Origin of the sequence: Yoonia sp. (genome assembly GCF_036770585.1) — a bacterium.
In the GTDB taxonomy this organism is placed as follows: domain Bacteria; phylum Pseudomonadota; class Alphaproteobacteria; order Rhodobacterales; family Rhodobacteraceae; genus Yoonia.
Genome location: NZ_DAIPIW010000019.1, coordinates 26,700 through 37,197, shown reverse-complemented (window position 1 = coordinate 37,197; position 10,498 = coordinate 26,700). Strand labels below are relative to the sequence as shown.

Here is a 10,498-nt window from a genome sequence, read left to right as displayed (position 1 = left end):
GCGCGGCGATGGAGGCGATGGCGCTGTCGGTGGCCTTGGCGACGAAGGGCACGGTCCGGGAGGCGCGGGGGTTCACCTCGATCAGGTAGACCTCGTCGTCCTTGACGGCGAATTGCACGTTCATCAGGCCCACGACATTCAGCGCGCGGGCCAGGCTTTCGGTCTGTGTGCGGATCTCGGCGATGATGTGATCGGGCAGCGAATGGGGGGGCAGGGAACAGGCGCTGTCGCCGGAATGGACGCCCGCCTCTTCGATATGCTGCATGATGCCCGCAACATGGGTGTTCTGCCCGTCCGACAGGCAGTCGACGTCCACCTCGACCGCGCCGGACAGGTAGCTGTCAAGCAGGACAGGGCTGTCGCCCGAGACCACGACGGCGTCCGAGATATAGCGTTCCAGCTGCGCCTGATCGCGGACGATCTCCATCGCGCGGCCGCCCAGCACGTAGGACGGGCGGATCACCAGCGGGAAGCCGATGCTATCGGCGATCGCCAGCGCCTCGGCGTCGGAATGGGCGATGCCGTTGACGGGCTGCTTCAGGCCCAGACGGTTGACGAGGTCCTGGAACCGCTCGCGGTCCTCTGCCAGATCGATCGCGTCGGGCGTGGTGCCGAGGATCGGGATGCCGGCGTCGTGCAAGGCATTGGCAAGCTTCAGCGGCGTCTGCCCGCCGAACTGGACGATCACGCCGTGCAGGGTGCCGTTTTCCTGCTCGACCCGCAGGATTTCCATCACGTGCTCGAACGTCAGCGGCTCGAAATAGAGCCGGTCCGAGGTGTCGTAATCGGTCGACACGGTCTCGGGGTTGCAGTTGATCATGATGGTTTCATAGCCCTGATCGGTCAGGGCGAAACAGGCGTGACAGCAGCAATAGTCGAACTCGATCCCTTGCCCGATGCGGTTCGGACCACCGCCAAGGATGACGACCTTCTTGCGGTTCGAGGGCCGCGCCTCGCATTCCACATCGCCCATCACGGGGGTTTCGTAGGTGGAATACATGTAGGGCGTCTGCGCCTCGAATTCGGCGGCACAGGTGTCGATCCGCTTGAACACGGCGGTGACGCCAAGGTTGTGGCGCGCGCGGCGGACCTGATCTTCGGTCCGGCCGGTCAGCTTGGCGAGGCGGGCGTCGGTGAAGCCGAGCATCTTGACCTGGCGCAGGCCGTCTTCGGTCACTGGCAGGCCGTCTTTCTTGATGCGGGCCTCGGCCTCGACGATCTCGCGGATGCGGGCCAGGAACCAGGGGTCGAACTTGGTGACGGCGAAGATGTCGTCATCGGTCAGCCCGTGGCGCATGGCCTGCGCGATGACGCGGATGCGGTCGGGGGTCTGGCGGGCCAGCGCCTTGGTCACCGCGGCCTTGTCGGGCGCGCCGGGGATCGCGATATCGTCGAAGCCCGTCAGCCCGGTTTCCATCGAGGCGAGCGCCTTTTGCATGCTTTCGTGGATCGTGCGGCCGATGGCCATCGCCTCGCCCACGGATTTCATCGCCGTTGTCAGATGCGGTTCGGAGCCTGCGAATTTCTCGAAGGCGAAGCGCGGGATCTTGGTGACGACGTAGTCGATCGTGGGTTCGAACGATGCCGGCGTGACGCCGGTGATGTCATTGTCAAGCTCGTCCAGCGTGTAGCCCACGGCCAGTTTCGCCGCGATCTTGGCAATCGGGAAGCCTGTCGCCTTGGACGCCAGCGCGGATGAACGCGACACGCGGGGGTTCATCTCGATCACGACCATGCGGCCATCCGCGGGGTTCACCGCCCATTGCACGTTGGACCCGCCGGTCTCGACCCCGATTTCGCGCAGCACGTTGATGCTGTGCGTGCGCATGATCTGGTATTCCTTGTCGGTCAGCGTCAGCGCGGGGGCCACGGTGATACTGTCGCCGGTGTGCACGCCCATCGGATCGACGTTTTCGATGGAACAGACGATGATGGCGTTGTCGGCCTTGTCGCGCACCACCTCCATCTCGAATTCCTTCCAGCCGAGCAGTGATTCATCGACCAGAATTTGCCCCACGGGCGAGGCATCCATGCCCGACCGGCAGTAGTATTCGTATTCCTCGCGGTTGTAGGCCACGCCGCCGCCGGTGCCGCCAAGGGTAAAGGCGGGCCGGATGATCGCGGGCAGGCCGATCTCTTCGAGCGCTTCAAGCGCAAGGGCCAGCCCCGCCTTGATGTCCCGCTTGCCGTTCACCTTGGGGGCGGTGACGATGGTGGCCTTGGGGTTCTCGATCCCCAGACGGTCCATCGCCTCGCGGAAGAGCTTGCGGTCTTCGGCCATTTCGATGGCCTCGCGCTTGGCGCCGATCATCTCGACGCCGAATTTTTCCAGCACGCCCATATCGGCCAGCGCCAGCGAGGTATTGAGGCCGGTTTGCCCGCCCATGGTCGGCAGCAGGGCGTCGGGGCGCTCTTTCTCGATGATCTTGGCGACGATTTCGGGGGTGATGGGTTCGATATAGGTGGCATCGGCGAGGCCCGGATCGGTCATGATCGTGGCCGGGTTCGAGTTGACCAGAATGACGCGATAGCCTTCCTCGCGCAGCGCCTTGCAGGCCTGTGCGCCCGAGTAGTCGAATTCGCAGGCCTGACCGATGACGATGGGACCCGCGCCGATGATCATGATCGACTGGATGTCGGTACGCTTTGGCATGGGCGGCCCCTCAGATTTTGCAAATTGTCGTGCCTTATAGGGATGGGACGCCGCAGCGCAAGGGGCAGGCTGGGCCTTGGGGGTTGGATTGCAGGAAAAATCAAACGCGCGGGCAGACGTGATTTGATCTATGTCAATTTTAGCTGACACAGCTTGTGTAAGGTAAACCTGACACAAGGAGGAGTGAGTCCATGCGTATTCTGTTTGTCCACCCCAATTACAGGTCCGGTGGCGCGGAGATTGCGGGCAGCTGGCCACCGGCCTGGGTGGCCTATCTGTCAGGCTCGCTTCGCCGTGCAGGCTTCGACGATATCCACTTTATCGACGCGATGACGAACGATTATTCGGACGCGGTCGTGGCCGAGAAAATCGCAGCACTGCAACCTGATGTGGTGGGCGTCACGGCGATCACCCCCTCGATCTACAAGGCGGAGGACGTGCTGAAGCTGGCAGGCGAACATGCCCCCGATGCCCTGCGCGTGCTGGGCGGTGTGCATGCGACCTTCATGTACAAACAGGTCCTGTCCGAGGCCCCTTGGGTCGACGTGATCGTGCGCGGCGAGGGCGAAGAGATCGTCACCGAACTGATGACCGCCGTCCGCGATGGCCGCTGGCCCGCCGACCGGCGCAAGATCCATGGTCTTGCCTTCATCGACGGGGACGAGATTGTTGCGACCCAAGCCGCCAGCACGGTCAAGGACCTCGACGGGATCGACCCCGACTGGACGATTCTGGAGTGGGAGAAATATATCTACATCCCGCTCAACACCCGGGTGGCGATCCCGAACATGGCGCGCGGCTGTCCCTTTACCTGTTCGTTTTGCAGCCAGTGGAAATTCTGGCGTGATTATCGGGTCCGCGATCCCAAGAAGGTCGTGGACGAAATCGAGCGTCTGGTGAACGAACAGGGCGTCGGCTTTTTCATCCTCGCCGACGAGGAACCCACCATCAACCGCAAGAAATTCGTCCAGTTCTGCGAGGAATTGATCGCCCGTGGTCTGCCCGACCGCATCAAATGGGGGATCAACACGCGGGTCACGGATATCTACCGCGATCGCGACCTGCTGAAGTTCTACCGCAAGGCGGGGCTGGTGCATGTCAGCCTCGGCACCGAGGCCGCGGCACAGATGAAGCTGGACCAGTTCAACAAAGAAACCAAGGTCGAGGAAAACAAAGAGGCGATCCGCCTGCTGCGCGATGCCGATATTCTGGTCGAGGCGCAGTTCATCGTCGGTCTGGACAACGAAACCCCCGAGACCCTGAACGAGACCTACAAGATGGCCTGGGACTGGCAGCCCGATCTGGCCAACTGGGCGATGTATACGCCCTGGCCCTTCACGCCGCTGTTCCAAGAGCTCAAGGACAAGGTCGAGGTTTTCGACTTCAGCCGCTACAATTTCGTCACCCCGATCATGAAGCCCGCCGCGATGACCCGGGGCGAATTGCTGGACGGCGTGATGAACAACTACCGCCGGTTCTACATGAAAAAGGCGCTGTTCCATTATCCGTGGCGCGGCACGGGGTTCCGGCGGCGCTATCTGCTGGGATGCCTCAAGGCCTTCATGAAGGCCGGTTTCGCGCGGACCTTCTATGATCTGGGCAAGGTCGGCTATACGGGGCCGCAATCCAAGGGCAAGCTGGATTTCCATTTCGACGAAACCCGCACCATCGCCGAAGCGCAGATGGAGGATTGGGAAGCCAGCGCCGACAAGGCCGCCAAAGCCGCCGAGCGCCGCGCCGCGATCCGCGCCCAAGGCAAGGAACGCGCGGTCGCCCGCAGCGCGGCCTTCAAGATGCCCAACGGGGCCGAGGTAAAGGCCTGTGGCGGTGGCTCGCAACAGATGGAGGATGTCTGAGGATGCCCACCGGCCAGAGGGGCTGATCGGGCCCAACGCCATCCTGCAACTGCTGCCCGTGCTGGAACAGGCGGGCGGTGCGCGGTTTCGCGATCAGGTGATGGCGGCGGCGGGTCTCTTTGCGCCGCCCTCGGACGCGGGCATGATGCCCGAGGGACCGGCTGCACGGATGCATCAGGCGCTGCGGGCGCTTGAACCGGAAATGGCCCCCTCGCTGGCCTGGGAGGCGGGCGTGCGCACGGCGCATTACATCATGGCCTACCGGATCCCGCGGGCGGCACAACGGGCGCTGCAGGTCTTGCCGCCGGTGCTGGGGGCGCCCTTGCTCTCGAAGGCCATCGCCCGACACGCCTGGACCTTTGCCGGATCGGGACGGTTCGAGCACGAGGGGACCTTGCGTTTTGCGATCCACGACAACCCTATCGTGCGCGGCGAGGTCAGCGCGGTGCCGCTGTGCCACTGGCACTGTGCGGTCTTCGAAACGCTTTTCCGCAGCCTTGTCGATGGGCGCTTGCGCTGTGCGGAAACCACCTGTTGCGCCATGGGGCACGCGGCGTGCCGTTTCACGCTGTCGCGGCGACCAAGTTTCTAGAAACTTGGATCGCGGGCGGTTGACACCAGCCCTGCAAAGGGGTGTATCGGGCCGACCGGAACAGCCCCGTCGAGGACCCAGACCATGCACGCCTATCGCAGCCATACTTGCGCCGACCTGACCGCAGCCCATGTGGGCCAGACCGTCCGTCTGTCGGGATGGGTCAATCGGGTGCGCGACCACGGTGGCATCCTGTTCATCGACCTGCGCGACCACTACGGGATCACGCAGGTGCTGTGCGATCCGGACTCGGCGGCCTTCGCCGAGGTCGAAAAGGTCCGGTCCGAATGGTGCATCCGCATCGACGGCGAGGTGAAGGCCCGCGACCCCGAACTGGTGAACCCCAAGATCCCCACCGGCGAGGTCGAGGTTTTCATCCGCGAGATCGAGGTGCTGGGTGCTGCCAAGGAACTGCCGCTGATGGTCTTCGGCGATCAGGAATACCCCGAAGAGACGCGGCTGAAATATCGCTATCTCGACCTGCGCCGCGAGGCGATGCAGGCGAATATGAAGCTGCGCTCGGACGTGGTGGCATCCATCCGCAAACGGATGTGGGACAAGGGCTTCCGCGAATACCAGACGCCGATCATCACCGCCTCGTCCCCCGAAGGCGCGCGCGATTTCCTTGTGCCCTCGCGCCTGCATCCGGGCAAGTTCTATGCGCTGCCGCAGGCCCCGCAGCAGTTCAAACAGCTCATCATGGTGAGCGGTTACGACAAGTATTTCCAGATCGCGCCCTGCTTCCGCGACGAAGACCCGCGCGCCGACCGCTCGCCCACCGACTTCTATCAGCTGGATATGGAAATGTCGTTCGTCACGCAGCAGGACGTCTTCGACACTGTCTCGCCGGTGCTGGCGGGCGTGTTTGCGGACTTCGGCGGTGGCCGCAAGGTGGATGCACCGCAGGACTGGCCGCAGATTTCCTACCGCGATGCGGCCCTCTGGTATGGCACCGACAAGCCCGATCTGCGCAACCCGATCAAGATGCAGGTCGTCTCGGACCACTTCCGCGACTCGGGCTTTGCGATCTTCGCCAAGCTTCTGGAACAGGACGGCACCGAAATCCGCGCGATCCCCGCGCCGACAGGCGGCAGCCGCAAGTTCTGCGACCGGATGAACGCCTTTGCCCAGAAAGAAGGTCTGCCCGGAATGGGGTATATCTTCTGGCGCGAGGGCGAGGACGGGATGGAAGCCGCCGGTCCCTTGGCCAAAAACATCGGCCCCGAACGGACCGACGCGATCCGCCAGCAGCTTGGCCTTGGCGTCGGCGATGCGGCGTTCTTCCTTGGTGGCAAGCCGTCAGCCTTCGAAACTGTCGCAGGCAAGGCCCGCACGGTCATCGGCGAGGAACTGAATCTCACCGACAAGGACCGGTTCGCTTTCGCATGGATCGTGGACTTCCCGATCTACGAGCGTGACGCCGAGACCGGCAAGATCGACTTTGAACACAACCCGTTTTCCATGCCGCAGGGCGGGATGGAGGCGCTGTTGGGCGATCCCTTGCAGGTCAAGGGCTTTCAGTATGACCTTGCCTGCAACGGCTATGAACTGGTGTCCGGCGCGATCCGCAACCACCGCCCCGAGATCATGTTCAAGGCCTTCGAGATCGCAGGCTATGGCGAGGACGAGGTGCGCAAGCGGTTCGGCGGCATGGTCAATGCCTTCCAGTATGGCGCACCGCCCCACGGCGGCTGTGCGGCGGGGATCGACCGGATCGTGATGCTGCTGGCCGATGCCGGCAACATTCGCGAGGTCATCATGTTCCCGATGAACCAGCGGGCCGAAGACCTGATGATGGGCGCCCCGTCCGAGCCGATGAACGAACAGTTGCGCGAATTGCGCCTGCGCGTGCTGCCGCCCGAAAGCTGACCCATCAGATCGGGCCGGCAGCGGCCAATCGTGCCTGCACCATATCGGCAAGGGCCGCCACGCCCGTGGCAGGGTCGCCGCCGGTGTTGCGCGCGACGGTCAGGCGGGTGACGGCTGCATCGAGATCGTGGTCGCCCGCGCTGCGGGCGATTCCCCCCAGAAACTGCGTGATGTAATTCAGCGTCTGGTCGCCTGTCGCCCCGTGCAGGAGCTGCGCGATATGGTTCAGATCATCCTGATAGGCGATGGGGTCGGGGTTGATCACCTCGTCCCGGGCCATGCGCGGGCTGGGTGGCTGGCGGTCGGCGGGCAGGTGTTTGAGGATCTCTGTCTGGAAACCCAAGAGGCTGTCCACCGGTTTCGGGATGAACCCGTCGGCCCCCGCCGCCATGACCCGTTCCCCCATGTCGGCGTCACCGCTGGTGCCAAGGATCACGTCGATGCGCGGGGTGGCCCCGGTCAGCCCCGCAATCAGTTCAAGACCGGACCCGTCCGGCAGACCCAGATCGACCAGCAGCACCGTGGGCCGATAGATCGCCAGATGCCGCCGTGCCGCCTCGACACTGTCGGCGCGGCGGATGCGCGCGCCCGATCGCAGGCAGAGCAGGCGAATGGCCTCGCTTGCGAAACGGCTGTCTTCGACGACCAGCACCGTCACCCCCAGTAGCGGGCGATGGGCGGTTGGCGTTTGTCGCTGCAATGTGTCCTGAACATCCATCGCGATTCTTCCCTCTGGTTGCTGCACCGGTGACCAAAGCAGGACAGAGTGAACAGTTCCTTAACGTCAGACCCCGTTGCCAGAATTTCCACCATTCGCCATAACATCCCAAAGACAGGAGACCCCCATGATCGGCCGTTTGAACCATGTCGCCATCGCCGTGCCGGACCTTGCCGCCGCCAGCGCCCAGTATCGCACCATGCTGGGGGCCGATGTGGGCGCGCCGCAGGATGAGCCGGATCATGGAGTGACGGTGGTCTTCATCACCCTGCCCAATACCAAGATCGAGCTGCTTTATCCCTTGGGCGATGCCTCGCCCATCCAAGGCTTTCTCGACAAGAACCCCTCGGGCGGCATCCACCATATCTGCTACGAGGTAGAGGACATCCTCGCCGCCCGCGACCATCTGCTAAAGGAAGGCGCGCGCGTCCTTGGCAATGGCGAACCGAAGATCGGCGCCCATGGCAAGCCGGTGCTGTTCCTGCACCCCAAGGACTTCAACGGCTGTCTGGTGGAACTGGAGCAAGTTTGACGCATTGCGGCTGCCGGTGCGTGCTGTATGCGGGCGCGTCAGACGACTATTGAAAGGAATATCCCTTGGGACCTGTATCCGGTCTGGTGCTGTTCGCCGTCATCTGGACGATCGTTTTCTTCATCGTCCTGCCCCTGCGGCTTGAAACCCAAGGCGAGGCGGGCGAGATCGTGCCGGGAACACATGCCTCTTCGCCTGCGAATTTCAGTTTCAAGAAGAAGGCGAAGGTCACGACCCTCTTTGCGTTTCCGATCTGGGCGGTGATTGCCGGTGTGCTGCTGTCGGGTGCGGTATCCGTCCGCGACATCGACTGGTTCGAGCGGATGTCCACCCCCGAGGTCAGTCGCGACTAAGCCTGTGATAAAGGTGGGTGAAGGTCGCGGCACCCAGGATCGGGATCACCAGATTGATCAGCGGAAACGACAGCGGGATCGCCATCAGGCAGCCCGCCGCCCAGATCGTGGCGTTGTGTTTGCGGCGCAGCGCCTTCGCCCCCTCGCGCCCCTCGCGGCGCATGGCGGCAAGCTGGAAGTACTCCCGCCCCAGAAGATAGCCGTTCATCCCGTAAAAGATGAAAGGAGCGGCGAAGGGAAAGATCACATAAAGAAAAAGTGCCGCGATATTCGCACCGATCAGCACGCCCAGAAACCCCAGCGAATCCATCAGCCCGTCAAGAAAATGCACGCCCTTGACCACGGGCAGGTGGGGGTAATGCTCTGCCTCGACGGCGTCGGCGACCTCGTCCAGAAAGAGACCGGTGATCGCCGAGGCGACCGGCACCATCAGAAAGACGGACATCAGCAGGACCAGCCCCAGCGTGCCCCAGCCCAGGGCGCTGTCGATCCATGTCACCTCGCCGAAGAATGGCAGGGTGACGGGGTCGGAAAAGATCAGCCCGATCAGCCAGCGCAAGACAAGATAAAAGCCGAAGAGCAGGCCGATGGTCAGGCCCAGACCGCGCAACAGCACGCTGCGAAAGCGCGGGTCGGGCAGCTGGCCGAGGGCGGCGAAGAACGCCTGAAAGATCATGCGCTGACCCATGTGGTGATGGCGGCAAGATCCGGGCGCGGGCGGTCCGGCGGGACGCTGGTTTGCGTGCCGATATGGATGAAACCCGCGACGGTTTCGTGATCGTCAAGGGCAAGGCCCGTCGTCACGAAACTCCGGTCGTGGCTGGCCCAGCCCGACAGCCAGTTCGCCCCCCAACCGGCCGCAAGGGCGGCATTCAGCAACGCCAGACAGACCGCCCCCGCCGAATAGACCTGTTCGATCTGCGGGATTTTGTCGGACGGCTTGGGGCTGCTGATCACGGCGACAGCAAGGTCTGCATCGGCGAATTGGGCCTGACCCTTGGCGATCTTCTCAGCGTCGATCCCCAAGGCCGCCCCGCGTGCTGCGGCCAGTTCCGCCAGCCTTGTGAGCGCGGCTTTCTCCAGCACGATGAAGCGCCAAGGCTCCAGCTTGCCATGATCGGGCGTCCGCGCGGCGGCGGTGAGCAGAGTTTGCAACGTCTCGCGGCCTGGAACCGGGGCGGTCAGCGTCTTGGCAGGACGCGACCGGCGGGTGAGCAGGAAATCAAGCGCGGCGGGGTTTTCGGTGGGCATGGGGAGTCCTTGCTTTGCTACCCCCGAGATAGGCAGTCATTGCAGACTGAGCAAGTTACCAAAACCACGAACCGACGATAGTGAAAGTTTCGATTTTGCACGTCACGGTTGACGCTTCGCTCATCATTAGCTAGCGTGTCCATAATGTAGAGCGTCCGAACGGGGCACTGCATGGGAATGAACTAGGGCGATGATCCACAAGGACTTGCCCGCGAAGTGTCAAAGACATTCGCACCCAGTTCTCGATTTTGATCGAAAACTTAAGGTGTAGCATGTCGAGAAACCATCAGAAAAAAATCAGAGACCGCAAGTATGCCGAACAGGGGCATCTTTGCTATTATTGTGACCATCCGATGTGGACAGGTTGTCCCAGCGCCTTTCAGAGGCAACACGGGATATCGTTGCGTAAGGTCCACCATTACCAACTGACCGCTGAACACCTCTTGCCCGCTTCACAAGGTGGTCAGGTAACTCACGAGAACATCGTAGCCGCGTGTAAATTCTGTAATTCGACTAGGGCCAAAAGCAAACACACACTTCCTCCTGACGCATACAAAGTGAAAGTTCGGAAGCGGCTTGCTCAAGGAAGGTGGCTATGACTTCGGAACTAGTGCGAGCGCCCCCGCCATTTCGTCCAGCCACCCGTCCAGAAAGGCGTCGAACCGCGCGTCGGG

10 protein-coding genes are annotated in these 10,498 nt (G+C 62.8%); 6 read left to right on the top strand and 4 right to left on the bottom strand.

What is annotated here, in order from left to right:
* The coding region (gene carB / locus V7N12_RS05495; RefSeq protein WP_333713253.1) for a carbamoyl-phosphate synthase large subunit at positions 1-2,653 on the bottom strand (2,653 nt) is incomplete at its 3' end.
* A 191-nt stretch (positions 2,654-2,844) separates the two neighbouring features.
* On the opposite strand from carB, the gene bchE reads away from it, so the two are divergent.
* From bchE to aspS, 3 genes are all read left to right on the top strand, one after another.
* Complete coding sequence (gene bchE, locus V7N12_RS05490; protein WP_333713252.1) at positions 2,845-4,509, top strand: magnesium-protoporphyrin IX monomethyl ester anaerobic oxidative cyclase; 1,665 nt, start codon at positions 2,845-2,847, stop codon at positions 4,507-4,509.
* The gene (gene bchJ, locus V7N12_RS05485) at positions 4,502-5,101 is read left to right on the top strand and encodes a bacteriochlorophyll 4-vinyl reductase (RefSeq protein WP_333713251.1); all 600 of its coding nucleotides are present in this window, start codon (positions 4,502-4,504) and stop codon (positions 5,099-5,101) included. Before bchE ends, bchJ begins: the two co-directional genes overlap by 8 nt.
* An 84-nt stretch (positions 5,102-5,185) precedes the next feature.
* Positions 5,186-6,970 carry an aspartate--tRNA ligase gene (gene aspS, locus V7N12_RS05480; protein ID WP_333713250.1) on the top strand — a complete coding sequence of 595 codons (1,785 nt, stop codon included), beginning with the start codon at positions 5,186-5,188 and terminating at the stop codon, positions 6,968-6,970.
* Between the two features lie 4 nt (positions 6,971-6,974).
* Here the strand turns inward: aspS and V7N12_RS05475 are convergent, their stop codons facing one another.
* Complete coding sequence (locus V7N12_RS05475; RefSeq protein ID WP_333713249.1) at positions 6,975-7,688, bottom strand: response regulator; 714 nt, start codon at positions 7,686-7,688, stop codon at positions 6,975-6,977.
* 127 nt (positions 7,689-7,815) lie between these two features.
* On the opposite strand from V7N12_RS05475, the gene mce reads away from it, so the two are divergent.
* Positions 7,816-8,220, top strand: a complete 405-nt coding sequence (gene mce, locus V7N12_RS05470; RefSeq protein WP_333713247.1) for a methylmalonyl-CoA epimerase — start codon at positions 7,816-7,818, stop codon at positions 8,218-8,220.
* Between the two features lie 65 nt (positions 8,221-8,285).
* Positions 8,286-8,573: a DUF1467 family protein gene (locus V7N12_RS05465; protein ID WP_333713245.1), complete on the top strand. Its 288-nt coding sequence runs from the start codon at positions 8,286-8,288 to the stop codon at positions 8,571-8,573.
* Here V7N12_RS05465 and V7N12_RS05460 read toward each other — a convergent pair.
* Together V7N12_RS05460 and V7N12_RS05455 are read right to left on the bottom strand one after the other, a co-directional pair.
* Positions 8,560-9,249 carry an EI24 domain-containing protein gene (locus tag V7N12_RS05460; RefSeq protein WP_333713244.1) on the bottom strand — a complete coding sequence of 230 codons (690 nt, stop codon included), beginning with the start codon at positions 9,247-9,249 and terminating at the stop codon, positions 8,560-8,562. The two genes, V7N12_RS05465 and V7N12_RS05460, sit on opposite strands and share 14 nt — an antisense overlap.
* Entirely contained in the window at positions 9,246-9,824 is a 579-nt protein-coding gene (locus V7N12_RS05455; protein WP_333713243.1) for a nitroreductase family protein, read from the bottom strand. The genes V7N12_RS05460 and V7N12_RS05455 overlap by 4 nt, the downstream gene beginning before the upstream one ends.
* 272 nt (positions 9,825-10,096) lie before the next feature.
* Between V7N12_RS05455 and V7N12_RS13945 the strand changes: the two genes are divergently transcribed.
* Positions 10,097-10,423, top strand: a complete 327-nt coding sequence (locus V7N12_RS13945) for an HNH endonuclease (RefSeq protein ID WP_443089936.1) — start codon at positions 10,097-10,099, stop codon at positions 10,421-10,423.
* Positions 10,424-10,498: the final 75 nt, after the last annotated feature.

What these genes read in the sequence shown, in the direction of transcription:
- V7N12_RS05460 (WP_333713244.1), bottom strand. Translation starts at nt 9,249, where the DNA reads ATGATCTTTCAGGCGTTCTTCGCCGCCCTCGGCCAGCTGCCCGACCCG.
- V7N12_RS05475 (WP_333713249.1), bottom strand. Translation starts at nt 7,688, where the DNA reads ATGGATGTTCAGGACACATTGCAGCGACAAACGCCAACCGCCCATCGC.
- bchJ (WP_333713251.1), top strand. Translation starts at nt 4,502, where the DNA reads ATGTCTGAGGATGCCCACCGGCCAGAGGGGCTGATCGGGCCCAACGCC.
- bchE (WP_333713252.1), top strand. Translation starts at nt 2,845, where the DNA reads ATGCGTATTCTGTTTGTCCACCCCAATTACAGGTCCGGTGGCGCGGAG.
- mce (WP_333713247.1), top strand. Translation starts at nt 7,816, where the DNA reads ATGATCGGCCGTTTGAACCATGTCGCCATCGCCGTGCCGGACCTTGCC.
- aspS (WP_333713250.1), top strand. Translation starts at nt 5,186, where the DNA reads ATGCACGCCTATCGCAGCCATACTTGCGCCGACCTGACCGCAGCCCAT.
- V7N12_RS05455 (WP_333713243.1), bottom strand. Translation starts at nt 9,824, where the DNA reads ATGCCCACCGAAAACCCCGCCGCGCTTGATTTCCTGCTCACCCGCCGG.
- V7N12_RS13945 (WP_443089936.1), top strand. Translation starts at nt 10,097, where the DNA reads ATGTCGAGAAACCATCAGAAAAAAATCAGAGACCGCAAGTATGCCGAA.